This window comes from Streptomyces sp. NPDC111744 (assembly GCF_055634995.1).
On the sequence record NZ_JBVKCG010000012.1, the window covers coordinates 126941 to 150650 of the forward strand.

General features: G+C 71.1%; 25 protein-coding genes. 16 read left to right on the forward strand and 9 right to left on the reverse strand.

Annotated elements, in window-relative coordinates; translation table 11 throughout:
- The first annotated feature begins 7 nt into the window (after positions 1–7).
- Together ACZ7OO_RS25740 and ACZ7OO_RS25745 are read left to right on the forward strand one after the other, a co-directional pair.
- On the forward strand, positions 8–763 hold the full coding sequence (locus ACZ7OO_RS25740; RefSeq protein ID WP_471508049.1) for a M23 family metallopeptidase: 756 nt from the start codon (positions 8–10) through the stop codon (positions 761–763).
- Positions 764–975: 212 nt separating this feature from the next.
- Positions 976–1671, forward strand: a complete 696-nt coding sequence (locus ACZ7OO_RS25745) for a GntR family transcriptional regulator (protein WP_471508051.1) — start codon at positions 976–978, stop codon at positions 1669–1671.
- A gap of 279 nt (positions 1672–1950) precedes the next feature.
- Here ACZ7OO_RS25745 and ACZ7OO_RS25750 read toward each other — a convergent pair whose 3' ends face one another.
- A complete protein-coding gene (locus ACZ7OO_RS25750; protein WP_030563197.1) occupies positions 1951–2232 on the reverse strand; it encodes an HPr family phosphocarrier protein in 282 nt (93 codons plus the stop codon).
- A gap of 176 nt (positions 2233–2408) precedes the next feature.
- Between ACZ7OO_RS25750 and ACZ7OO_RS25755 the strand changes: the two genes are divergently transcribed.
- The 4 genes from ACZ7OO_RS25755 (at position 2409) to ACZ7OO_RS25770 (ending at position 7970) form a co-directional block, all read left to right on the forward strand.
- The gene (locus tag ACZ7OO_RS25755; protein ID WP_471508053.1) at positions 2409–5411 is read left to right on the forward strand and encodes a bifunctional acetate--CoA ligase family protein/GNAT family N-acetyltransferase; all 3003 of its coding nucleotides are present in this window, start codon (positions 2409–2411) and stop codon (positions 5409–5411) included.
- A gap of 81 nt (positions 5412–5492) precedes the next feature.
- Positions 5493–6089, forward strand: coding sequence for a DUF5998 family protein (locus ACZ7OO_RS25760; RefSeq protein ID WP_352225937.1), 597 nt, complete (start codon positions 5493–5495; stop codon positions 6087–6089).
- The gene (locus ACZ7OO_RS25765; RefSeq protein ID WP_471508055.1) at positions 6089–7282 is read left to right on the forward strand and encodes an alkaline phosphatase family protein; all 1194 of its coding nucleotides are present in this window, start codon (positions 6089–6091) and stop codon (positions 7280–7282) included. Before ACZ7OO_RS25760 ends, ACZ7OO_RS25765 begins: the two co-directional genes overlap by 1 nt.
- Before the next feature lie 40 nt (positions 7283–7322).
- Complete coding sequence (locus tag ACZ7OO_RS25770) at positions 7323–7970, forward strand: thymidine kinase (RefSeq protein ID WP_471508057.1); 648 nt, start codon at positions 7323–7325, stop codon at positions 7968–7970.
- A 1-nt stretch (position 7971) separates the two neighbouring features.
- Here ACZ7OO_RS25770 and ACZ7OO_RS25775 read toward each other — a convergent pair whose 3' ends face one another.
- Positions 7972–8775, reverse strand: coding sequence for a VOC family protein (locus ACZ7OO_RS25775; RefSeq protein ID WP_471508059.1), 804 nt, complete (start codon positions 8773–8775; stop codon positions 7972–7974).
- 312 nt (positions 8776–9087) lie between these two features.
- Here ACZ7OO_RS25775 and ACZ7OO_RS25780 point away from each other — a divergent pair, with 312 nt between their 5' ends.
- The gene (locus ACZ7OO_RS25780; RefSeq protein WP_471508061.1) at positions 9088–9930 is read left to right on the forward strand and encodes a sulfurtransferase; all 843 of its coding nucleotides are present in this window, start codon (positions 9088–9090) and stop codon (positions 9928–9930) included.
- Positions 9931–9992: 62 nt separating this feature from the next.
- On the opposite strand, the gene sepH is transcribed toward ACZ7OO_RS25780, so the two are convergent.
- The 5 genes from sepH to ACZ7OO_RS25805 form a co-directional block, all read right to left on the reverse strand.
- Positions 9993–11027 carry a septation protein SepH gene (sepH, locus tag ACZ7OO_RS25785; RefSeq protein WP_471508063.1) on the reverse strand — a complete coding sequence of 345 codons (1035 nt, stop codon included), beginning with the start codon at positions 11025–11027 and terminating at the stop codon, positions 9993–9995.
- A gap of 395 nt (positions 11028–11422) precedes the next feature.
- Positions 11423–11806 (reverse strand): hypothetical protein, encoded by a 384-nt coding sequence (locus ACZ7OO_RS25790; RefSeq protein WP_471508065.1) that lies wholly within the window; start codon positions 11804–11806, stop codon positions 11423–11425.
- A 96-nt stretch (positions 11807–11902) separates the two neighbouring features.
- Positions 11903–12199 carry a hypothetical protein gene (locus ACZ7OO_RS25795; protein WP_471508067.1) on the reverse strand — a complete coding sequence of 99 codons (297 nt, stop codon included), beginning with the start codon at positions 12197–12199 and terminating at the stop codon, positions 11903–11905.
- Positions 12200–12210: 11 nt separating this feature from the next.
- Entirely contained in the window at positions 12211–13530 is a 1320-nt protein-coding gene (locus ACZ7OO_RS25800) for a D-arabinono-1,4-lactone oxidase (RefSeq protein WP_471508069.1), read from the reverse strand.
- Positions 13490–14728, reverse strand: coding sequence for an MFS transporter (locus ACZ7OO_RS25805; protein ID WP_471508071.1), 1239 nt, complete (start codon positions 14726–14728; stop codon positions 13490–13492). Before ACZ7OO_RS25805 ends, ACZ7OO_RS25800 begins: the two co-directional genes overlap by 41 nt.
- A gap of 159 nt (positions 14729–14887) precedes the next feature.
- Here ACZ7OO_RS25805 and ACZ7OO_RS25810 point away from each other — a divergent pair, with 159 nt between their 5' ends.
- A complete protein-coding gene (locus ACZ7OO_RS25810) occupies positions 14888–16015 on the forward strand; it encodes a ferrochelatase (RefSeq protein ID WP_471508073.1) in 1128 nt (375 codons plus the stop codon).
- 8 nt (positions 16016–16023) lie between these two features.
- Complete coding sequence (locus ACZ7OO_RS25815; RefSeq protein ID WP_471508075.1) at positions 16024–16839, forward strand: inositol monophosphatase family protein; 816 nt, start codon at positions 16024–16026, stop codon at positions 16837–16839.
- A 141-nt stretch (positions 16840–16980) separates the two neighbouring features.
- On the opposite strand, the gene ACZ7OO_RS25820 is transcribed toward ACZ7OO_RS25815, so the two are convergent.
- Positions 16981–17154: a hypothetical protein gene (locus ACZ7OO_RS25820; RefSeq protein ID WP_352225948.1), complete on the reverse strand. Its 174-nt coding sequence runs from the start codon at positions 17152–17154 to the stop codon at positions 16981–16983.
- 417 nt (positions 17155–17571) lie between these two features.
- Here ACZ7OO_RS25820 and ACZ7OO_RS25825 point away from each other — a divergent pair, with 417 nt between their 5' ends.
- The 4 genes from ACZ7OO_RS25825 (at position 17572) to ACZ7OO_RS25840 (ending at position 21111) form a co-directional block, all read left to right on the forward strand.
- Positions 17572–18225, forward strand: a complete 654-nt coding sequence (locus ACZ7OO_RS25825; protein ID WP_196943825.1) for a response regulator transcription factor — start codon at positions 17572–17574, stop codon at positions 18223–18225.
- A 5-nt stretch (positions 18226–18230) separates the two neighbouring features.
- A complete protein-coding gene (locus ACZ7OO_RS25830; RefSeq protein WP_471508276.1) occupies positions 18231–19481 on the forward strand; it encodes a sensor histidine kinase in 1251 nt (416 codons plus the stop codon).
- Between the two features lie 402 nt (positions 19482–19883).
- Entirely contained in the window at positions 19884–20180 is a 297-nt protein-coding gene (locus ACZ7OO_RS25835; protein WP_003997302.1) for a DUF4193 domain-containing protein, read from the forward strand.
- A 13-nt stretch (positions 20181–20193) separates the two neighbouring features.
- Complete coding sequence (locus tag ACZ7OO_RS25840) at positions 20194–21111, forward strand: hypothetical protein (protein ID WP_471508077.1); 918 nt, start codon at positions 20194–20196, stop codon at positions 21109–21111.
- A 20-nt stretch (positions 21112–21131) separates the two neighbouring features.
- Here the strand turns inward: ACZ7OO_RS25840 and ACZ7OO_RS25845 are convergent, their stop codons facing one another.
- Positions 21132–21593 (reverse strand): DUF3093 domain-containing protein, encoded by a 462-nt coding sequence (locus ACZ7OO_RS25845; RefSeq protein ID WP_352225950.1) that lies wholly within the window; start codon positions 21591–21593, stop codon positions 21132–21134.
- 58 nt (positions 21594–21651) lie between these two features.
- Here ACZ7OO_RS25845 and ACZ7OO_RS25850 point away from each other — a divergent pair, with 58 nt between their 5' ends.
- The 3 genes from ACZ7OO_RS25850 to ACZ7OO_RS25860 are packed head-to-tail and all read left to right on the forward strand — an operon-like array spanning position 21652 to position 23559.
- A complete protein-coding gene (locus ACZ7OO_RS25850) occupies positions 21652–22236 on the forward strand; it encodes a PaaI family thioesterase (RefSeq protein WP_352225951.1) in 585 nt (194 codons plus the stop codon).
- Positions 22233–22796 carry a dUTP diphosphatase gene (gene dut, locus ACZ7OO_RS25855; protein ID WP_471508080.1) on the forward strand — a complete coding sequence of 188 codons (564 nt, stop codon included), beginning with the start codon at positions 22233–22235 and terminating at the stop codon, positions 22794–22796. Before ACZ7OO_RS25850 ends, dut begins: the two co-directional genes overlap by 4 nt.
- A 1-nt stretch (position 22797) precedes the next feature.
- On the forward strand, positions 22798–23559 hold the full coding sequence (locus ACZ7OO_RS25860) for a DUF3710 domain-containing protein (RefSeq protein WP_471508081.1): 762 nt from the start codon (positions 22798–22800) through the stop codon (positions 23557–23559).
- The last annotated feature ends 151 nt before the right edge of the window (positions 23560–23710 follow it).

The following is a 23710-nucleotide window of genomic DNA, read 5'->3' on the forward strand; positions in this document are numbered from 1 at the left end:
CCTCTACATGGCGTTCATGTGCGCCTCCGGGAAGCACCGTCGTCCCGGCCGGGTGAAGCGCACCACCGCGCAGGCCGCCGGCATTGCGGCCCTCACCGCCACGGGTGTCATCGGCACCGTCTCGGCCGCCCCGGCGCTCGCCGCCGAGAACTCCGTCGAGCAGACCGGCCTCACCCCGGTCATCACGGTCAGCGACTCCATCGCCGACCAGATCGACGCCCAGGCCGCCGCGCAGAAGGCCGCCGCCGAGCGCAAGGCGGCCGAGGAGGCCGCGCGCAAGAAGGCTGCGGAGAAGGTCAAGAAGGAGCGCGAGGCCAAGGCGCGCGCCGCGCGGGAGGCCGAGCGCAAGCGCCTCAACGCCTTCGTCGCGCCGATCTCCGACTCGTACGTCTCCACCGGCTACCAGACCGGCGGCTCCCTGTGGTCCTCCGGCGCCCACACCGGCATCGACTTCCACGCAGCCAGCGGCACGGTGGTGCACGCCGTCGGCACCGGCACGGTCGTGACCACCGGCTGGGGCGGGGCGTACGGCAACCAGATCGTCATCAGGATGGCCGACGGCATGTACACCCAGTACGGCCACCTGTCGTCCATCGGCGTCTCGGTGGGCCAGAAGGTCACCCCCGGCCAGCAGATCGGCCTCTCCGGCGCGACCGGTAACGCGACCGGCCCCCACCTCCACTTCGAGGCCCGCACGACCCCCGAGTACGGATCGGACGTCGACCCGGTCGCCTACCTCCGCAAGCACGGCCTGAACGTCTGACCCGACCACGGCGACGAACATGTGACGTCACATGACGAGAGCCCCGAAGCCCCGGCCCCCGGAGTCGGGGCTTTCGTCGTTTTCGTGACTCCGGTGTCCAAAAAATATGCATGGATTCCGGGCCGCCATCGGAAATTCCCGCTCATTGCAATAGAGTCACGGAACGGACGTCACTCGGCGGCGTTTCACGGGGATTAAGGCGGAGGTCGGACATGCGTATTCCGGCGCACTCGGTATGCACGGCGATCCGGGACGACATCGTCGCGGGTGTCTACGAGCGCGGCAGCCGGCTCACCGAGGAACTCCTGGCCCGTCGCTACGGCGTCTCGCGCGTCCCCGTCCGCGAGGCCCTGCGCACCCTGGAGGCCGAGGGCTTCGTGGTGACGCGTCGGCACGCGGGTGCGTGCGTCGCGGAACCGACCGAGCAGGAGGCCGCCGACCTGCTGGAAATGCGCCTGCTCCTGGAGCCGCTCGGCGCCTCCCGGGCCGCCCAGCGCCGCACCGAGGCCCACCTCAAGGTGCTGCGCGGACTCGTCAGGCTGGGCCAGGAACGGGCCCGCAGGGGCGGCAGCGACGACCTGCGCTCCCTGGGCGGCTGGTTCCACGAGACGCTCGCCCAGGCCACCGGCAGCCACGCCCTGACCTCGACACTCACCCAGCTGCGCCACAAGATCGCCTGGATGTACGCTGTCGACGCACCCGCCAACCCCGTGGAGTCCTGGGCCGAGCACGGTGCCATCGTGGACGCGGTGACGCGCGGCGACAGCGAGCGCGCGCGGGCGATCACCGCGCTGCACACCGAGCGGTCCACGATCTCCCACCGGCTGCGCTTTTCCGGCGGCACAGACCGGGCGAACGGTGTGAGGACTTCGCAACATCCCGTAAACATGTCGGGCCTGCGGCATTAACACGGGCGCCGTATACAAAGGGGTGTTATTCGATGGAGCAGTATTTCCGTTGCCCTTCGGTGGCCTCCGTCGCCCTTATTTGGCGCGCGCCCGGAATTTCCGATGGCGCGCCATCGGTGTGGCCGCCGGATAATTAACTATGCCCGGCGCAAAGTCCGGCCACGCATGAATGGCGGCCGTTCATAAAGACCGGCTACGGGAGAAGTCACGGCGGAAACGGCGAGGCCGCGCCGCCCTCGGAGGGGTGGCGCGGCCTCGGTCGTGCGGGCGCTTGGGCGCTCAGACGGTCTCGGGGAGCTCCTCGAGCCCCTCGGCGACCAGCTTGGCCAGGCGGTCGAGGGCGGCGTCGGCGCCCTCGGCGTCGGAGGCGAGGACGATCTCCTCGCCGCCCTGGGCGCCCAGGCCCAGGACGGCCAGCATGGAGGCCGCGTTGACGGGGTTGCCCCCGGCCTTGGCGATCGTCACCGGGACGCCTGCGGCCGTGGCGGCTCGGACGAAGATGGAAGCGGGGCGGGCGTGGAGACCCTCGGCCCAGCCGACGTTGACGCGGCGCTCAGCCATGTGATGCTGCCCTTCAGTACTCAGGGTTGTCTAGACCAGTTTCCCATATCGTGAAGCATGTCCGGAGCGGACGTGAGTCCCTCCGGGTGTGTCGTCGGACCGCGGCCTCGGTCCGGCTCCCGTCCTCCACAGACTGCCTCGCGCCACTGTCGGACGCGAGCCGTACTCTGGGGCCCATGCAGACCCCGGCGGACCGGCAGGACCGGCACGAGTACCCCTCCCACTGGGAGGCGGACGTGGTGCTGCGCGACGGTGGTACCGCGCGCGTCCGGCCCATCACCGTCGACGACGCCGACCGACTGGTCAGCTTCTACGAGCAGGTCTCGGCCGAGTCGAAGTACTACCGCTTCTTCGCGCCGTACCCCAAGCTCTCCGCCAAGGACGTCCACCGCTTCACGCACCACGACTTTGTGGACAGGGTGGGACTCGCGGCCACCATCGGCGGCGAGTTCATCGCAACCGTACGCTATGACCGCATTGGCGCCGACGGCATGCCAGCCTCCGTGCCCGCTGACGAGGCGGAGGTCGCCTTCCTCGTCCAGGACGCCCACCAGGGCCGGGGCGTCGCCTCCGCCCTGCTTGAGCACATCGCGGCCGTCGCGCGGGAGCGCGGCATCCGCCGGTTCGCCGCAGAGGTGCTGCCCGCCAACACCAAGATGATCAAGGTGTTCACGGACGCCGGCTACACCCAGCAGCGCAGCTTCGAGGACGGCGTGGTCCGCCTGGAGTTCGACCTGGAGCCCACGGACCGCTCGGTCGCCGTCCAGCGCGCACGGGAGCAACGGGCGGAGGCCCGTTCGGTACGGCGGCTCCTGGCACCCGGTTCCGTGGCCGTGATCGGCGTCGGCCGGGCACCCGGCGGCGTCGGCCGCAGCGTCCTCGGCAACCTCCGGGACGCCGGCTTCACCGGCCGGCTGTACGCCGTGAACAAGGCCTTCCCCGAGGACCTCAAGGAGGTCGACGGGGTGCCCGCGCACCGCTCGGTGCGCGACATCGACGCACCGGTCGACCTCGCCGTGGTCGCGGTGCCCGCCGAGCACGTCCCGGACGCCGTCACCGACTGCGGCGAACACGGCGTCCAGGGACTCGTCGTCCTCGCCGCCGGGTACGCGGAGAGCGGCCCGGACGGCCGTGAACGCCAGCGCGAACTCGTTCGGCACGCGCGCACGTACGGCATGCGGATCATCGGGCCGAACGCCTTCGGGATCATCAACACCGCCGCGGACGTACGGCTGAACGCCTCCCTCGCGCCCGAGATGCCCCGTCCCGGCCGCATCGGCCTCTTCGCCCAGTCCGGCGCCATCGGGATCGCCCTGCTGTCCCGGCTGCACCGGCGCGGCGGCGGCGTCACCGGGACCACGGGCGTGTCGACCTTCGTGTCGTCCGGCAACCGCGCGGACGTCTCCGGCAACGACGTCCTCCAGTACTGGTACGACGACTCCGAGACCGACGTCGTCCTCATGTACCTGGAGTCCATCGGCAACCCGCGCAAGTTCACCCGCCTCGCGCGGCGCTCGGCGGCGGCGAAGCCGCTGGTCGTGGTGCAGAGCGCCGGTTCGGCGCCGCAGGGGCACGCGGTACGGGCCACGCGGCTGCCGCACGCCACGGTGTCCGCGCTGCTCCGGCAGGCCGGGGTGATCCGCGTCGACACGATCACGGAACTGGTCGACGCCGGGCTGCTGCTCGCCCGGCAGCCGCTGCCGGCCGGGCCCCGGGTGACCATCCTCGGGAACTCCGAGTCGCTGGGGCTGCTGACGTACGACCGGTGCCTGGCGGAGGGGCTGCGGCCGGCGCCGCCGCTGGACCTGACGACCATGGCGACCCCCGCGGACTTCCATCGGGCGCTGTCGCAGGCGCTGGCGGACGAGTCGTGCGACGCGGTGGTCGTCACGGCCATTCCGACCATCGGGGAGGGTGCGGTCGCAGACGCGGAACTGGCGGAGGCGCTGCGGTCGGCGGCCGAGGGGGCGCACGGGAAGCCGGTCCTGGTGGTGCACGTGGAGCTCGGGGGGCTGGCGGAGGCGCTCTCGGCCGCGGGACGCACCGCCCCGCAGACGCATGTCATGGCACCGGGCGCCTCCGGCGGCACCCACCGGTTCCGCCCCGCACCGGCAGAGGCAGGAGCCGAGACGCCGTCTCCCGAGGCAACGGCACGACCGAGGACACCGACCGCCGAGACGACGACGCGACCGAATGCACCGTTGTCCGCCGCGGCGACAACGTGGTCGGGGACGCCGTCGTCCGCCGCACGAGACGCCCAGAACCCCCCCACCGCCGTCACCGACGCTGCCCAGCCGCCCACCCCCCACCCGTGCTCCCGTCTGATCCCCGCCTATCCCGCCGCCGAGCGCGCCGTCCGGGCCCTCGCCGAAGCCGTGAAGTACGCACAGTGGCGGCGGGAGGCCGCCGACCCGGGGAAGGTGCCGGAGTACGACGACATCGACGAGAAGGGGGCGGCCGAGCTGATCGGCGCGCTGCTGGAGCGCGGGGAAGGGCTCACCATCGGGGACGAGGAGACCTGTGTGCTCCTCGGCAGGTACGGCGTCGCCGTGCACCGCGCGCTGCCCGCCCCCACCCCCGAGGCCGCCGTCGCGGCCGCCCGTGACCTCGGCTACCCGGTCGCCCTCAAGGCCACCGCCCCGCACCTGCGTCACCGCGCCGACCTGGGCGGAGTGCGGCTCGACCTCGCCGATGAGGAGCAACTGCGCCGGGCGTACGCCGAGTTGACCGAGCTGTTCGGGCCGCCGGGGGAGCTGCGCCCGGTGGTGCAGCGGATGGCACCCCGGGGTGTCGACACCGTCGTACGGGCCGTGATCGACCCGGCGGCCGGGGCTGTCCTGTCCTTCGGGCTGGCCGGGGCCGCCTCGCAGCTGCTCGGGGACACGGCCCACCGTCTGGTCCCGGTGACGGACCGGGACGCGACCTCGCTGGTGCGGTCGATACGGACCGCGCCCCTGCTGTTCGGCTGGCGCGGCTCGACCCCCGTGGACACGCCCGCCCTGGAGGAACTGCTCCTGCGCGTCTCCAGACTGGTCGACGACCATCCCGAGGTGGTCGCGGTCACCCTGGAACCGGTCGTGGTCGCCCGGCACGGCGTCAGCGTCCTCGGGGCCACCGTCCGCCTCGCGCCCCCGCCCGCCCGCGACGACCTGGGTCCGCGGACCCTGCCCACCTACTGACCGTGACGAACACCCGTCCCCGTGATGGCTTTCCAAGAGGGTGCCGCGACTGGCCCGGACCCCCCTTGCCCACGGATTAGGATGGACGCCATGGCCAAGACCAGTACGACGACCCAGGGGCTGCGCGTCGCGATCGAGCGCAGCGGCTACTACCCGGCCCTCGTGGCCGAGGCGGTGGAGGCTGCCGTGGGCGGTGAGCCGATCCGGTCGTACCTGGTCCACCAGGAGACGACGTTCGACCAGAACGAGGTGCGGCGGCATGTGACCGTGCTCGTCCTCACCGGCAACCGCTTCATCGTCAGCCACACCGACGAGCAGGCCGCCGACAGCACCTCCCCGACTCCGTACGCCACCACCTCGACGGAGTCCGTCAAGCTCGGCCGGATCTCGTCGGTCGTGGTCAGCCGGGTCGTGGCCAACCCGGAGCAGTACACGCCGGGCACGCTGCCCCGCGAGATCGTGCTGACCATCGGCTGGGGCGCCGTCTCCCGTATCGACCTGGAGCCCGCCGCCTGCGGCGACCCCAACTGCGAGGCCGACCACGGCTACACGGGCAACTCCACGGCGGACGACCTCAGCCTGCGCGTGAGCGAGGCAGGGGACGGCCCGGAGACGGTGCGCCAGGCGCTCGCCTTCGCCCAGGCCATCTCCGAGGCGACCGCGGACGTCACGCACTGATGGCGTACGCCGCCTGGGACCATCCGGAACCGCTCCCCCTCGGCTCCGCGCCGCTGCCCGAGTACGGCAGCGGCTCCCTCGCCGACCTGCTGCCCACCCTGGCCGCCGGGATGGCCGTACCCGGAATGACCGCGTCGATCACCGAACTGACCGCGGCCGACCGCAACTGCGTCTTCCTGATCGACGGTCTGGGCTGGGAGCAGCTCAGGGCCCATCCGGACGAGGCCCCCTTCCTGGCCTCGCTGCTCGGCAGCTCGCGCGGCGGCACCGGGCGGCCGATCACCGCCGGCTACCCGGCGACCACCGCGACCTCGCTGGCCTCCGTCGGCACCGGCCTGCCGCCCGGCGCGCACGGCCTGCCCGGCTACACGGTCCGCAATCCCGCCACCGGCGAGCTGATGAACCAGCTGCGCTGGCAGCCCTGGACCAACCCGGCCGCCTGGCAGCCGTACCCCACCGTCTTCCAGCTCGCCCAGGACGCGGGCGTGCACGCCGCCCAGGTGTCCTCCCCGACCTTCGAGCACACCCCCCTCACCAAGGTCGCGCTCAGCGGCGGAACGTTTCACGGCCGGCTCACCGGCGAGGAACGGATGGACCTCGCGGCGGAGCAACTGGCCGCCGCCGACCGTTCCCTGGTCTACACGTACTACGCCGAACTGGACGGCGCCGGTCATCGGTACGGGGTCGACTCCGACACCTGGCGCGGCCAGCTGATGCACGTCGACCGGCTGGTGCAGCGGCTCGCCGAACAGCTCCCGCCGCGCTGCGCGCTGTATGTCACCGCCGACCACGGCATGCTCGACGTGCCGTTCGACGAGCAGCACCGCATCGACTTCGACGAGGACTGGGAGCTGCGGGCCGGTGTCGCCCTGCTCGGCGGCGAGGGCCGCGCCCGGCACGTCTACGCGGTACCGGGCGCCGGGAACGACGTGCTGACCTGCTGGCGCGAGGTGCTGGGCGAGCAGTTCTGGGTGGCCTCCCGGGACGAGGCGATCGCGGCCGGCTGGTTCGGCCCGCCGGACCGGTTCGACGAACGGGTGTACGACCGGATCGGCGATGTCGTCGCCGCCGCGCACGACGACGTCCTGATCATCGCCTCCGAGCGGGAGCCCAAGGAGTCGGCGATGGTCGGCAACCACGGCTCGATGACCCCTGTCGAGCAACTGGTGCCGCTGCTCGAAGTACGCTCCTGACACCGTGACCCCACCACCCCCGAAAGGTGCTCAACTCCCCATGCCCGAGCTGGTCTTCTTCTCCGGAACGATGGACTGCGGGAAGTCGACGCTGGCTCTGCAGATCGAGCACAACCGGTCGGCCCGCGGCCTCGTCGGCATGATCTTCAGCCGTGACGACCGCGCGGGTCACGGCAAGCTGTCCTCCCGTCTCGGCCTGGTCACGGACGCCGTGGAGGTCGAGGACGGCCAGGACCTTTACGCCTACCTGGTCGACCATCTCTCGCAGGGCGGCCGCGCGGACTACGTCATCGCCGACGAGGCGCAGTTCCTGGCGCCGGAGCAGATCGACCAGCTCGCGCGCGTGGTCGACGATCTGGGCCTGGACGTCTACGCGTTCGGCATCACGACCGACTTCCGCTCCAAGCTGTTCCCCGGCTCCCAGCGGCTGGTGGAGCTGGCCGACCGGGTCGAGGTGCTCCAGGTCGAGGCCCTGTGCTGGTGCGGCGCCCGCGCCACGCACAACGCCCGCACGGTCGGCGGCGAGATGGTCGTCGAGGGCGCCCAGGTGGTCGTTGGTGATGTCAACGGGGCGGCCGGGAAGGTCGGTTACGAGGTGCTGTGCCGGCGCCACCACCGGCGCCGGATGACCGCCGCATCGGCCCGCGCGGCGGCCCTGTCCCCGGACGTCCTGCCCGTCTCGACCTGACTCAGCGCGGGCTTTCGATCACCGAGAAGACCGCACCCTCCGGGTCGGCCACCGTGGCGACCCGGCCGTGTGCGCTGTCCCGGGCCGGCTTCAGCACCTGCCCGCCCAGTTCGGCGACCTCGCGCAGGGTCGCGTCCGCGTCGGCCACCTCGAAGTACGTCAGCCAGTGCGGACCCCGGTCCCGGGGCAGCGAGAGGCCGACCCCGTGGATGCCGGCCACCGGGCGGCCCTCTACATGCAGGGTCACGTAGTCGAAGTCGGCGGACACCACCGCCTCCTCCCCGTAACCGAACACCGCCTCGTAGAACTTGGCGACGCTTCCGGTCTCGAAGGTGAGCAGTTCGTTCCAGGCGGGCGTGCCCGGGACGCCGGTGACAGACGTGCCGAGGTGGGCCGAGGCCTGCCAGATGCCGAACACGGCGCCCGACGGGTCGGAGCCGATGGCCATCCGTCCGGCCTCGGCCGCGTCCAGCGGACCGACGCCCACCGTGCCGCCGCACATCCGGACCGTCTCGGCCGTCAGGTCCACGTCCTCCGAGGCGAAGTACGGCGTCCAGGCGATCGGCAGATGACGGTCCGGGGGCAGCTGCCCGATGCCCGCGACCTCCTGCCCGTCGAGCAGTGCCCGGACGTAGGGGCCGAGCTGCTGGGGCCCCGGCTGGAACTCCCAGCCGAACAAGGCCTCGTAGAACTCCTCGGTCGTGGTCAAGCCGTGCACCATCAGACTCACCCAGCAGGGGGTGCCGGGCGTGCGCCGAGCGTGTGTACCGCCGTTCGGGCCCGCCGAACCCCGTACCTCGGTCATCGTCACTCTCTCCTCGGCCCCTCGCGGTGGCCGTGTCGCTTCCGCTCTCCGGACCGGCTGTGCCGCAGTCGCGGGCACGCTCCGTGCCGATGCTCGCACCCTCCGTGGCGCCCCGCGTCCACACCGTGGAGGCGGCTTCGCCGCGAGGATGCCTGATATGCCGTTTCTCGCCCGTTTCCGGTCGATTGCCGCCGGTGTCCATCAGCCGTACAGCATGTGCCCGATCCCGCACGCCCGGTGATCGAGCCTGTCCGGCCGAGCAGAGTAGTCGGACCTGGACGATGCGGCCACCCCTGGCGTAAGGATGGGGTCATGGAAGCCATCATCACCGCAACCGAACTCGCCGACGACCTGACCGGGCCGAACCCGCCCGTGCTGCTGGACGTGCGCTGGCAGCTGACCACGCAGGGCGGCACGGCCTTCGACGGCCGGGCCGACTACACCGCAGGGCACCTTCCGGGCGCCGTCTACGTGGACCTGGACACGGAGCTGGCCGGGGCGCCCGGGGAGCGCGGCCGGCATCCGCTGCCCGACCTGGGCGCATTCGGGGCGGCGATGCGCCGCGCGGGCGTGTCGGCGGACCGGCCGGTCGTCGTGTACGACGGCGGACACGGCTGGGCGGCGGCACGCGCGTGGTGGCTGCTGCGCTGGACGGGTCACCCGGATGTGCGGGTCCTGGACGGCGGGTTGCCGTCCTGGAAAGGCGCTCTTTCGACTGACGCGGCCGAACCGGACGAGGGTGACTTCGAACCGGCGCCCGGCGCGGTGGAGTTGCTTGATGCGGACGGGGCGGCCGCGCTGGCCCGCGCGGGTGTGCTGCTCGACGCCCGCGGGGGGGAGCGGTACCGGGGTGAGGTGGAGCCGATCGACCGGGTCGGCGGCCACATCCCGGGCGCGGTGTCCGCGCCGACCACCGAGAACGTCGGCCCGGACGGCCGTTTCCTGCCCGCCGGGGAGCTGAGTGACCGTTTCAAGGCCCTGGGCGCCTCCGAGGCTGCCCCGGTGGGCGTCTACTGCGGCTCGGGTGTCTCGGGTGCCCACGAGGTGCTGGCGCTGGCCGTGGCGGGCATCCCGGCGGCGCTGTACGTCGGTTCGTGGTCGGAGTGGTCCGCCGACCCGTCCCGTCCGGTCGCGGTCGGCCCCGACCCGCAGTAACGACGGCCGGAAGAAGGGGCACACCCGCGTGCCCCTTCTTCGTACGGTCGTACGACCTGTCCCTATTCCTGCTTCTTGCGCCGCGTCCCGAAGACGATCTCGTCCCAGCTCGGCACGGCGGCCCGGCGGCCGGGGCGGACGCCGTCGGCCTCGGCCTGGCGGTCGGTGGCGCCGATCAGCCGGTCGCGGTGGCTGCCGACGGAGCGGGGCATGAGAACGTCCGCATAGGCTGAGCCGGCCGAGGCCGCGGGGGCCGGGGGCTCCTCCTCCGCCGGTTCCGGGGCGGGCTCCTCCGGGACGACCTCCGCGGGGCGCTCCGGGACCACCATGTCGCCCCGGAAGCTCGGTACCGCCTCCAGCAGGCTGGTCAGCGAGTCCCGCTCGCTGGTCGTCTCCTCGACCGGTTCGGACGACTGCGCGGGCAGGCTCGGCCGGTCCCGGTCGCCGGAACGGTCCATCGGGCGGTCACGCGGCAGCCGCGCGATCCGCGGCACGAACGGAAAGCTGGGCTCCGGTACGGCGAGGTCGTCGGACTCGCCGATCAGCGAGCGAGCCTCGTCGTCGACGGCCTGGACGAGCCGTCGGGGCGGGTCGTAGGTCCAGCTCGCCGAGTGCGGTTCGCCCGCGACCCGGTAGACGAGGAGGACCTCCCAGGTGCCGTCGTCGCGCCGCCAGGAGTCCCACTGCACGGTGTCCTTCTCGGCACCGCGCAGCAACAGCCGCTCCTGGACGGCCTCACCGAGCAGCGGCCCGGAGTTCTCGCCGGGCCGGCGGACCGGCGTCTTGCGGGCTCGTTCGGCCATGAAGGCGCGCTCGGCCAGTACCGGACCCTCGAAGCGCCGCACCCGGTCGACAGGGATCCCGGCGAGCTGGGCGACCTCTTCCGCGGTCGCGCCCGCACGTATCCGCGCCTGGATGTCTCGGGGCCGGAGATGGCTCTCGACCTCGATCTCGATCTGGCCGAGCCGGGGCCGGTCGCCGCGCACGGCGGCACGGAGCCGTTCGTCGATCGGAAGCGTGTACTCCGTAGAGTCGGCAGCCTTGAGCACCAGCCGTGTGCCGTCATTGGAGACGGCCACGACACGCAGTTCGGGCATGGGGACCTCCCGGGTGGTGCCTGCCGACGTCACGTGCGTCGCTGCTTCCGCTAGTCGAGTGTGGCCTGCCCGGGTGCAGCCTGCCACAACCTTGCCGAGTTGCCCGGCGTGTCGGGCGCGGGCCCGCGAACGCCGTTATGGCACGGTTACCTATTCGCAACGCTAAGTGACCAACTCCGTCACCCTGTGCAACGAGCCCCCTCCCGGCGGTCCTGCAAGGCCCCGGACGCCCTGGCGGGAGACCGGACCCAGGGCTCGCAACAGTACTCCATTCGGGCCACCTGCGTGGATTGGCGCGCCGCCCAACTTCTGGCAACGACCGCTTCCCGGCCGTCGGTTGCCCACTTCTGGGGATCTTGAACGTGGCGTACTTCACGCAATCGGCAGAAACGGAACTAATGGTTTCGTTCGTGCGTCCCTTTCTGATGCAGTGGATCGAACAAGTACGGGAAAGGCAGGCAAGGTTCGGGAATGCGTAAAAGGCCCGGTTCCGGTGACGAGACCAGTGTGGGGGAGGAGGTGAAGGGAAGTTCGAAACGGATCGACCTCAGCGTGCCCCAGGTCGCGGGCAGCGCGGTGGCCGCGGTGGTGGCCGCCAAACTCGCGTCGTGTTTCGGGCTGTACGGCACGATCGTCGGCGCCGGAGTCGTCAGCGTGGTCGCTACCTGTGGCGGCTCGTTGTTCCAGCACTTCTTCAAGCGCACCGGGGAACAACTGCGCGACGCGACGGTGACCACCCGGCCGCGCGAGCAAGCGCCCTCGGCGCCTGGCGAGTTCACCGAGGCCACCGTCTACCGCGCGCGGGTGAGGACCTGGCGCCGCCCGGTGTTCGCGGCGGCCGTGGTCTTCGCGGTCACCATGGCCGGCGTCACGACCTACGAACTGGTCTCCGGCAGCACCTTCAGCGGCGGCTCCGGTACGACGGTCAGCGGCGCCGTCGCCGGCGGCACCACGTCCTCGAAGTCGTCGGAACCCTCGGATCCCGCGGACTCATCGGATCCGTCGGGCTCCCCCGACCCGAAGTCCGGTGACGGTACGGCCACTTCGCCGGTCCCGTCGCCGTTGTCCTCCTCGGACGCGTCACGGACGCCTGCGAGCGAGGGGGCCACGACGCCGGCACCGTCTCCGAGCGAGTCCGCGAGCGGGGAGCCGAGTACGGCCCCCTCCCCCACCGAGTCCTCGGCTACTGCCCCAGAACCCTCCGCAAGTAGTCGTTCTGGAACAGCCGATCCGGGTCGAGCCGGTCCCGCAGCGCCGTGAACTCCCCGAAGCGCGGGTAGACCTGCGCGAAGTAGTCCGCGTCCCTGGTGTGCACCTTGCCCCAGTGCGGGCGGCCCTCATGCGCGACGAAGATGCGTTCGGCGGCGGTGAAGTACGACTGGTAGGGCGTGCCCCGGAACATGTGCACGGCGACGTAGGCGCTGTCCCGGGCTGAGGCGGTGGACAGGGCGATGTCGTCCGCGGGGGCGGTGCGGACCTCGACGGGGTAGCTGATCCTGAGGTCCGAACGGTCGACCATCGCCTTGATCTCCCGCAGCGTGTCCGGCAGGGCCTCGCGCGGGACGGCGTACTCCATCTCGACGAACCGCACCCGGCGGGTCGAGGTGAAGACCTTGTAAGGGATATCGGTGTAGGTCCTTGTGGACCAGGCCCTGGTGGAGATCTGGGCGATGGCCGGAATGGCCGCGGGCGCCGCCCGGCCGACCCAGTTGGCCACCTGCCAGAGGCCGTTGGCGACGAACTCGTCCTCGATCCAGCCCGCGAGCGGCTTCACGGGCTGTGCCGGACCCGCGCTGCGGTTGTTGCGCTTGGTGTTGGTGGAGGCGGTGTGCGGGAACCAGTAGAACTCGAAGTGCTCGTTCTCCGCCCTGTGCTGGTCGAACTCAGCCAGTACCCGGTCGAAGGGCATCGGTTCCTCGCGGGCCATGAGCAGGAAGAGCGGCTCCACCGCGAAGGTGATCGCGGTGACGATCCCCAGCGCCCCGAGGCCGATCCGCGCGGACGCGAAGACCTCCGGGTTCTCCTTCTCGGAGCAGGTGAGCACCGAGCCGTCGGCGGTCACCAGTTCGAGTTCCCTGATCTGGGCGGCGAGCGAGGCGGACTCGCGGCCGGTGCCATGGGTGCCGGTGCTGGTGGCCCCGGAGACCGTCTGCTCCATGATGTCGCCCATGTTGGTCAGCGACAGGCCCTCGCGGGCCAGGGCCACATTGAGTCTCTTGAGCGGGGTGCCCGCCTCGACCGTTACGGTCATTGCTTTCCGGTCGATGTTGCGGATCCCGGTCAACAGTTGAGGGCGGATCGAGAGACCGTCGGTCGCGGCGATCGAGGTGAAGGAGTGGCCGCTGCCGACGGCCTTCACCTTCAGGCCCTCCTCCGCCGCCCGCCGCACGGCCGCCGCCAGCTCGTCCACGGAGGCCGGCGTGACCTCCCGCGCGGGGCGGACGGTGACGTTCCCTCCCCAGTTACGCCACGTGCCGCTCTTCCCGCTCGCTGTACTGCTCAACGGTGCCTCCCCGACCCGTGACCGGCCTGTTGAGCCGGCGGTACCCGAGGAAACCGACCGCGACCGCGACGGCCCCGGACACGGCCGGAACCCCGTACCCGGCGCGGGCGCCGGCCGCGTCGATCACCCAGCCGGCGACCGAGGAGCCGAGCGCCACCCCGACCGCGAGGCCGGTGCTCACCCAGGTCATGCCCTCGGTGAGCTTCGCGCGAGGTACGTGCTTTTCGATGAGGGTCATCGTCGTGATCATCGTCGGTGCGATGGACAGGCCCGCAACGAACAGCGCCACGGCCAGAAGCGGCAAGTTTCCGACCAGTAGGAGGGGGATCATACTCACGGCCATCGCACATATGCCCAGCAGCCACCTGCGTTCCGGCTTCGCCGCGAAGCGCATCAGGCCGAAGACCACCCCGGCCAGGCAGGAGCCCGCAGCGTACAGGGCCAGGACCACGCTCGCGGCGCCCTTGTGGCCGCGTTCGTCGGCGAAGGCGACGGTGACCACGTCGACCGCTCCGAAGATCGCTCCGGTGGCCACGAAGGTCGCCACCAGCACCTGGAGGCCGGGCGCCCCCAGCGCCGAACCGCGGCCGTCCTGCTCGCGCGGGTGCGGTGCGGGCTCGGTGGCGCGCTGGGCGGTCAGCCAGAAGACGCCGGCGGCCAGGAAGCAGGCGGCCAGCAGCGGCCCCGCCTCCGGGAACCAGACCGTGGACAGCCCGATGGAGATGATCGGCCCGAAGACGAAGCAGACCTCGTCGACGACGGACTCGAACGAGTAGGCGGTGTGCAGTTGCGGGGTGCCCCGGTAGAGGGCGGCCCAGCGGGCCCGGATCATCGCGCCCAGGCTCGGCACCGCGCCGATCCCGGCGGCACAGACGAACAGCACCCCGTCCGGCCACCCGTAGTGCGCGGCACACAGCAGCCCGGCCGCCGCCGCCAGCGCCAGCAGGGTCGCGGGGCGCAGCACACGGCGCTGGCCGTGCTGGTCGACCAGCCGGGAGACCTGCGGGCCGATCGCGGCGGCGGAGAGCGCGATGGTGGCCGAGAGCGCGCCCGCGAGGCCGTACCGCCCGGTGAGCTGGGAGATCATCGTGACCACGCCGATGCCCATCATGGACAGCGGCATCCGGCCGAGGAACCCCGCGGCCGAGAAGCCCTTGGTGCCGGGTGCGGCGAACAGGGCGCGATAGGGGCTGGGCACGGAGGTCTCCGACGGCTGGGTAAGGCGTGACTGCGGCTGATACAGCTTACGAGTGAGGGCCCCCTGACGCACCTGCTGGGCACTGGGGATAAACCTCCCGAATCCGACTCTTCACACTCCTGTTTCCGGGCCGTCAGCGCCGGGTGGCAGGATCGGCTCATGTCAGACGCGCTCGATGCCACCCCCTACGACGCCCTGCTCCTGCTCTCCTTCGGCGGCCCGGAAGGCCCGGACGACGTGGTCCCGTTCCTGGAGAACGTGACACGCGGGCGCGGTATCCCGAAGGAACGCCTCAAGGAAGTCGGTCAGCACTACTTCCTGTTCGGCGGGGTCAGCCCGATCAACGACCAGAACCGCGCCCTGCTGGACGCCCTGCGCAAGGACTTCGCCGAGCACGGCCTAAACCTGCCGATCTACTGGGGCAACCGCAACTGGGCGCCGTATCTGACCGACACCCTCCGCGAGATGGTCGCCGACGGCCGCCGCCGCGTCCTGGTGCTCGCCACCAGCGCCTACGCCTCCTACTCGGGCTGCCGCCAGTACCGTGAGAACCTCGCGGACTCGCTGGCCGCGCTGGAGGCCGAGGGCCTGGAACCGCCGAAGATCGACAAGCTGCGGCACTACTTCAACCACCCCGGCTTCCTCGACCCGATGATCGACGGGGTCCTCGCGTCCCTCGCCGACCTCCCCGAGGACGTCCGCGCGGGCGCCCACATCGCCTTCACCACCCACTCCATCCCGACCGCGAGCGCCGACACCTCGGGGCCGGCCGAGACCCATGGAGAGGGCGGCGCGTACGTCGAGGAGCACCTGGACGTGGCCCAGCTGATCGCCGACGCGGTCCGCGAGCGCACGGGCATCGACCACCCCTGGCGGCTTGTCTACCAGTCCCGCTCCGGCGCCCCGCACATCCCGTGGCTGGAGCCCGACATCTGCGACCACCTGGAGACGCTGCACGGCGCCGGGGTCCCGGCCGTCGTCATGGCCCCCATCGGCTTCGTCTCCGACCACATGGAGGTCCTCTACGACCTCGACACGGAGGCCACGGCCAAGGCGGAGGAACTCGGACTGCCGGTACGGCGGTCCGCGACCGTCGGGGACGACCCCCGGTTCGCCGCCGCCATCCGTGACCTGGTCCTGGAGCGCGCGGCCGTGGAGAGCGGGCGGGAGGTCACGCCGTGCGCGCTGGGCTCGCTGGGCGCGAGCCACAACCTGTGCCCGGTCGGCTGCTGCCCGGCCCGCGCCCCCCGCCCGGCCGCGGCCGGCGCCGACAGCCCGTACGCGTGAGGAGCCCCGTGACCGACGCCCTGCACACCGATCTGCTCAGGCTCGCCCGGGAGGCGGCCACCCGCGCGGGCGAGCTGCTGCGGGACGGCCGCCCGGCCGACCTCGCCGTGGCCCGGACCAAGTCCAGCCCGATCGACGTCGTGACCGAGATGGACATCGCGGCGGAGAAGCTGATCACCGACCTGATCTCCGGGCACCGCCCCGAGGACGGCTTCCTCGGTGAGGAGGGGGCGTCGATCGAGGGCACGAGCGGGATCCGCTGGGTGATCGACCCGCTCGACGGTACGGTCAACTACCTGTACGGGCTGCCGACCTGGGCGGTCTCCATCGCGGCCGAGCAGGACGGCGAGACCGTGGCCGGCGTCGTGGCGGCCCCGATGCGCGGTGAGACGTACTACGCGGTGCGGGGCGGCGGGGCCTGGGCGACCGGGGCGTGGGAGGGCGAGCGGCGGCTGACCTGCCGTCCGGCCGCGCCGCTGGAGCAGGCGCTGGTGTCGACCGGCTTCAACTACGTGGCGGAGGTCCGCACCCACCAGGCCGAGGTCGCCGCGCGCCTGATCCCGCTGCTCCGCGACATTCGCCGCAGCGGGTCGGCGGCGATCGACCTGTGCGATGTGGCCTGCGGCCGGCTGGACGGGTACTTCGAGCGCGGGCTGAACGCGTGGGACTGGGGCGCGGGCGACCTGATCGCCAGAGAGGCCGGCGCGTTGACCGGCGGCCGCCCCGGAGAACCCCCGTCCCGCGACCTGACGATCGCGGGCACCGCGGGAGTCTTCGAGCCACTTCAGCAGCTGCTGGACGACTTCGGGGCCTGGCACGACTGACCCCGAACGCCTGGGTTTTCTTTCGGGTGAATGGGAATCGAACGTTGTCACGGTGGGTACGGGGCAACGTATGAGCAGGGCCCCGGCGCTGGATTCGCCGGGGCCCTGTTCTGGTGCCGCTGAGCTGCTACTGCGGGACTGTCAGACGGCGGTCGCGCCGACTTCCACACCGTGTTCGGCGGCGAGGCGGCGCAGGTCGTCGAGCTCGGCCTGTTCCACCTCGACAAGGAAGTCGTCGCCCTCGTCACGAGCCCGCGTGATGTCGGACTCGGTCGCCTTTATGCGCTGCAGAAGTCCTGCGGTGAATGCGTCCATGCTGCGCCCCCTCGTCCTGGGTCGTGGGTCGGTGGCACGGGGGTGTGCCGTTGAAGGGGCGATCACGTCTCTCGCGGGTGCCCAGCGCTGCCCTGCTGGGCGGCGACGGTGCCGGACACCCCCATCGTCCACTCTGCTGTAGCGGCGATGTACGTACCGCATGGTGCTGCGGCACATGCAGAGCGTGATCGCGGGGTGTACATGCCGTCCTCCCCCCGCGCCCCTCCGTGGAAACCTCAACCGGAAGAGAAAATCTCGCATTCCCGCCCGGCCGGACCGATCCGGCCTTCCCCGGCCCCCGTCTTACTGCCGACTTATGGCCGAAAAGGGCAGGATGGAGGTCACACACCCCATGGAGACCCCTGCCCACGTGCGCCGGTGCGCGCTACGCGGGTGGACAGAGGAAGGACAAGCGACGTGCGCGTACTCGTCGTCGAGGACGAGCAACTGCTCGCCGATGCGGTGGCCACCGGACTGCGCCGGGAGGCCATGGCCGTCGACGTCGTGTACGACGGTGCGGCCGCCCTGGAGCGCATCGGCGTCAACGACTACGACGTGGTCGTTCTCGACCGCGACCTCCCCCTCGTGCACGGCGACGACGTCTGCCGCAAGATCGTCGAACTCGGTATGCCGACGCGCGTGCTGATGCTCACCGCGTCCGGCGACGTCAGCGACCGCGTGGAGGGCCTGGAGATCGGCGCCGACGACTATCTCCCCAAGCCCTTCGCGTTCAGTGAGCTCATCGCGCGCGTGCGCGCCCTCGGCCGCCGTACCAGCGTGCCGCTGCCCCCCGTCCTGGAGCGCGCCGGCATCAAGCTCGACCCGAACCGCCGCGAGGTCTTCCGCGACGGCAAGGAGGTCCAGCTCGCGCCCAAGGAGTTCGCCGTCCTGGAGGTGCTGATGCGCAGCGAGGGGGCGGTGGTCAGCGCCGAGCAGCTCCTCGAGAAGGCCTGGGACGAGAACACGGACCCCTTCACCAACGTCGTGCGGGTGACCGTGATGACGCTGCGCCGCAAGCTGGGCGAGCCCGCCGTGATCGTCACCGTCCCCGGCTCGGGTTACCGGATCTGATGACCGTGGCCACCGCTCCCGCACCTCCGCAGGCACCCCCCAAGCCCACCTGGGACCCCCGCAGACCGCAGCCCGTCTTCCCGTGGCTGCGCCCGACCATCCGCATACGGCTCACGCTGCTGTACGGCGGCATGTTCCTGATTGCCGGCATCCTGCTGCTCTCGATCATCTACCTGCTCGCCGCGCAGGCGATCAGCACCGGCAACCAGCCGCTGTTCAAGATCATCGGCGGTTCGGACATCAAGATCTCCAGCGACAACTGTCCGGCGATCACCGGCGCGACCAATCTGCAGATCCCGGACTTCAACAGCGCGATCGCCCAGTGCGTGGACCGCCAGCGCCAGGCGGCCCTGGACGACCTGCTCAGCCGCTCGCTGCTGGCCCTGCTGGGCCTCGCCGTGATCGCCTTCGCGTTCGGTTACGCGATGGCCGGACGGGTGTTGTCCCCGCTAGGCCGGATCACCCGCACCGCCCGCGCGGTGGCCGGCTCGGACCTGTCCCGCCGGATCGAGCTGGACGGCCCGGACGACGAGCTCAAGGAGCTCGCGGACACCTTCGACGACATGCTGGAGCGGCTGCAGCGGGCCTTCACCGCCCAGCAGCGCTTCGTCGGCAACGCCTCCCACGAGCTGCGCACGCCCCTGGCGATCAACCGCACGCTCCTGGAGGTGCACCTCTCGGACCCGAACGCGCCCGTGGAGCTCCAGCAGCTCGGCAAGACCCTGCTGGCCACCAACGAGCGCAGCGAGCAGCTGGTGGAGGGCCTGCTGCTGCTCGCCCGCAGCGACAACCAGATCGTCGAGCGCAAGCCGGTCGACCTGGCCGAGGTCGCAAGCCAGGCCGTCGACCAGGTGCACGCCGAGGCGGAGGCCAAGGGCGTCACCATCCGGGGCGTGCGGAAGCCGGCGGTCGTGCAGGGCAACGGCGTACTGCTGGAGCGGATCGCGCTGAACCTGGTGCAGAACGCGGTGCGCTACAACGTGCCCGAGGACGGGTGGGTGGAGGTCGACACCGAGGTCCAGCACGGTCAGGCGGTACTGTCCGTCGCGAACACCGGCCCGGTGGTGCCGGCGTACGAGATCGACAATCTTTTCGAGCCCTTCAGGCGGCTCCGTACCGAGCGCACGGGCAGCGACAAGGGTGTCGGCCTCGGTCTCTCCATCGTCCGTTCCGTAGCCCGGGCCCACGGTGGTCATATCGCGGCCCAGCCCCGAGAGGGCGGTGGGCTCGTGATGCGGGTCACTCTGCCTATCTGAATGCCGTTACAAGATCGCGACACACGCGGGGGATGTTCGCTTTGCGCGGAATTTCCTGTCGGCGCGGCGTGCTACCCCGTGTGTGATCGATCACAAGGGCGGATTTCCGGCCATATACTCTCCGTGATCATGACTGGGGGAATAAAGCCGGGAAAATCCCTGTTTTCAAGGGTCTTGATCACGGGAAGTACAGGGTGAGGCGCCTTTGAGGTGCCTCATGAGGACCGTGTACGGTCCCCATCGCCATTCAACCTGATCAGTCTTGAGGGATCGGGTTGGATGTCGATTGAGTAACAGACCTTGATGTGAGGCAAAATCTCCGCCTCGGGTCGGGCACAAGTCCGGCCTCTCACGCGTTACGTGCGCTGGAGACACCGCAGACACCCAGAGGGGGAGAGCGACATGGCAACCGATTACGACACTCCACGCAAGACCGACGATGACGTCGACTCGGACAGCCTTGAAGAGCTGAAGGCCAGGAGGAACGACAAGTCCACGTCCTCGGTGGACGTAGACGAGTTCGAGGCCGCCGAAGGCCTGGAGCTGCCCGGCGCAGATCTCTCGAACGAGGAGCTGGCCGTCCGGGTGCTGCCCAAGCAGCAGGACGAGTTCACCTGCATGAGCTGCTTCCTGGTGCACCACCGCAGCCAGCTGGCCAGGGAGAAGAACGGTCAGCCGATCTGCCGCGACTGCGACTGAGGAGGGGTCGGGCATGACTGGCTCGACCCCACCTCGGAAGCGCCGCTTCTCTCGCCGGGGAGCGGACTCGGGGCCGTCCGACGGCCCACGCGCGCGTGACGACGAGCGGGGCTCATCCGATCCGGGAGCCTCGCTCGAACCGGCGGCCGACCGGGGTGACCTCCCGGCGCCGGCGGACCAGCCCGCGCCCGTCGCAAGGCGACGGGCCGGGGTCATTCGTGACAAGGCCGTGGATCTGGCCCGGGAAGGCGCCCGCAAGGGCGGCAGCCGGGCGAGAGCGGGGCTGGCCCACCTCGCGGACCGGATCATCGAGATCGCCCCTCGTGTCCCCGTACGCGACCTCGCGACCCTGCGTCGGCACTTCCCAGGCCTCGGCCCGGAGCAGCTCGCCGACAAACTGGTGGCGGGCGCGGCGGGCGCGACCTCGGCGGTCGGGGCCGGGGTCGGCGCGGCGGCGATGCTGCCGGTGCCGCCGGCGATGCCGACCGAGCTGGCCGCGGAGATCACCGGGGTCGCGGCGATCGAGCTGAAGCTGATCGCCGAGCTGCACGAGGTGTACGGCGTGCGGCCGCCGGGGAACCTGAAGGCCCGCAGCACCGCGTATCTGTCCTCCTGGTCGGGGGAGCGCGGGATCGACGTGATGAAGCCGTCGACGATCAACGGCGCCCTCGGCGGGCAGATGAAGCGCGAGCTGCGCCAGCAGATCATGAAGCGGATGGTGCGGGACCTGCCCAACCTGATGCCGTTCATGGTGGGCGCCGCGGTGGGTGCGGTCATGAACCGCCGGGACACGAAGAAGCTCGCGGCGCGGATCCGGGCTGACCTGAGAAAGATCCAGGTGCCGTGGGAGGAACTGCCGGAGCTGCCGCCGCTGGAGAAACCGGCGGAGCCGCTGCCGATCGCCGAGCTGCCGGAGGACTTCGAGGGCTGACGGCCGGCGGGCGGAGAGATCTACTGGGCCTTCTTGGCTGCCTCGATCGCCGCCGCGAGGGCCTCCGGCTCCCGCGTCGACAGGTAGAGGTACGGCGTCGGGTCCTCCGGGTCGGTGACCTCCACCCGCAGGGCCCTGGGGATGTAGGAGCGCAGCAGGAGGAAGGCGCGGACGTCGGCCTTGTACGTGCGCCAGGCGCGTGCCTCCTCCGGGTCCAGGATCTCCGACGCGCCCAGGGCCGCCACCGGGATCTTCGCCTCGCCCGCGATCAGCGAGTCGCCCACGACCCGGATGCGCGGGGAGCCGTACGAACTGGCCACCACCGCTGCCGCCGCCGTACCGCCCACCAGACCGCCCAGTGTGGGCAAGGTGCCGAACGGCAGCAGGACCAGGGCGCACGAGACGCCGATCAGGAAGCTGAGGAACCACCACGACCGGGGGGCCGTGAGGCGTTCTTCGTACGGGGTGGCGGAGAGCTGCATGGAGCCAAGCTTGGCACGGTGTCCGGATTCACCGGACGCGCGGGTAAGGTCTGCGGCTGTGAGTGGTAGTTCCGCAGCTCTTCAGCCTCCTGCCAGTGCCCGGAAACCGGTGCGGCATCCCGACGCTCCCGCGCCCGGTGAGCTCATCGGCGCCCACTACGAACAGTGTTTCGGGTGCGGCCACGAGCAGTCGCACGGGCTGCTTCTGGAGGTACGGGCCGGCGAGGGGGTCTCCCTCACCGCCGAGTTCACCGTGCGGTCCGCGCACCAGGGCGCCCCGGGCCTCGCGCACGGCGGTGTCCTCGCCACCGCTCTCGACGAGACGCTCGGTTCGCTGAACTGGCTGCTGCGGAAGATCGCCGTCACCGGACGGCTGGAGACGGACTTCGTACGGCCGGTGCCCGTGGGCACCACGCTCCACCTGGCGGCCGAGGTCGTCGCCGTGGCGGGCCGGAAGATCTACTCGACCGCCACCGGACGCGTGGACGGCCCCGAAGGACCCGTCGCCGTCCGCGCCGACGCCCTCTTCGTAGAGGTCCCCGTCGAGCACTTCGTCGATCACGGCCGCGAGGAAGAGATCAAGGCCGCCATGAACGACCCGGACCAGATCCGGCGCACCCGCGCCTTCGAGGTGAACCCGTGAACCCCGCATCCTCCGTGAGCCCTCTCGACGTGCTCATCCGCCGCGTCGAGCCCGGCGTACCGCTCCCGGCGTACGAGCACCCCGGTGACGCGGGAGCCGATCTGCGTACCACCGAGGCGTGCGAGCTGAAGCCGGGGGAACGGGTCGTCCTGCCCACCGGGGTGTCGATCGCCCTCCCGGACGGGTACGCGGCCTTCGTGCACCCTCGTTCGGGGCTTGCCGCCCGGTGCGGTGTGGCCCTCGTGAATGCCCCGGGGACGATTGATGCCGGGTACCGTGGGGAGATCAAGGTGATCGTGGTGAATCTCGACCCGCGCGAGTCCGTGCGGTTCGAGCGCTTCGACCGGATTGCCCAACTGGTCGTCCAGCAGGTCGAGAGGGTCCGCTTCCAGGAGGTGGCGGAGCTTCCCGATTCGGCGCGGGCCGAGGGGGGCTTCGGGTCCACCGGCGGGCATGCCGCGGTGGGTGACGTGAGCGGCACAAGCGGTCAGGCCGCCGAGGGCGGTCGGACGGGTGGGAATCGATACGCTTCGGTCGTATCCGACCGGGAAGGACAGTGACGTGTTCGGACGTCGCAAGAAGAAGGGTGCCGCCGAGGACGCGGCCGGCGAGGCCGAGCAGGTCGTCGACAGCGTCGACACCGAGGCGGACGAGGAAGAGGGCGAGCGCGAGCGCGTACGCCTGGAGCCGGAGCCCCGGCCCGACGGGCCGTGGGACGCCACCGAGGTGCGGGATCCGGGCGAGGGCCGGGTGGACCTGGGTGGTCTGTTCGTGCCCGGCGTCGACGGCATGGAATTGCGGGTCGAGGTCGCGGGTGACGCGATCGTCGCGGCGACCGTGGTGCTCAAGGACAGTGCCGTGCAGTTGCAGGCCTTCGCCGCGCCCAAGCGCGAGGGCATCTGGGGCGAGGTGCGTGAGGAGATCGGCTCCGGTATCACCCAGCAGGGTGGCATCGTCGACGAGGTCGAGGGTCCGCTGGGCTGGGAGCTGCGCGCCCAGGTGCCGGTACAACTGCCGGACGGCACGGGCGGCTTCCAGGTTGTGCGGTTCGTCGGTGTGGACGGTCCGCGCTGGTTCCTGCGTGGTGTGATCTCCGGGCAGGGCGCGGTGCAGCCGCAGGCCGCCGGGCTTCTCGAGCAGATCTTCCGGGACACCGTCGTGGTCCGCGGCGAGGGCCCGATGGCCCCCCGTGACCCGATCGTCCTCAAGCTGCCCAACGACGCCCAGATGATCCCCGAGGGTGTCCAGCAGGAGGAGGGCTCGCGCTTCTCCGGCGGCATGGGCCAGCTCCAGCGCGGACCGGAGATCACCGAGGTCCGGTAACAGCGAAGGAAGCGACAAGGGCCGTACCCCCTGTGGGTGCGGCCCTTTCACATGCCCGCCGCTCGCGGTGTGAACGGCGACCCTTACTTCACACCTTGACGGAAGGCTGGTCCGTACCTACGTTCTCGGCACGCCTACGTTCACGGAGGCG